Here is a 272-nt window from a genome sequence, read left to right on the forward strand (position 1 = left end):
CATGATGTTCTCGAACCCGGGCGAAGACTACAAGGTCAACGATGTGCTGGTGCGCGCGCTGGACCGTATCCTGATCCTGCACGCGGACCACGAGCAGAATGCATCGACGTCGACCGTGCGTCTGGCGGGTTCGTCGGGCGCCAATCCATTTGCGTGTATCGCGGCGGGCATCGCGTGTCTGTGGGGCCCGGCGCACGGCGGCGCGAACGAAGCCGCGCTGAACATGCTGGAAGAGATCGGCTCGGTCGACAACATTCCCCAATTCATCAAGC

The 272-nt window shown here is 62.9% G+C and carries 1 protein-coding gene; it reads left to right on the forward strand.

Going from position 1 to position 272, the window contains the following annotated elements; all coding sequences use genetic code 11:
* Window positions 1-272: citrate/2-methylcitrate synthase (locus tag BN2475_RS35975; protein ID WP_281254294.1), on the forward strand; the 272-nt coding region annotated here is incomplete at both ends.

The organism is Paraburkholderia ribeironis (assembly GCF_900019265.1).
Lineage (GTDB): Bacteria > Pseudomonadota > Gammaproteobacteria > Burkholderiales > Burkholderiaceae > Paraburkholderia > Paraburkholderia ribeironis.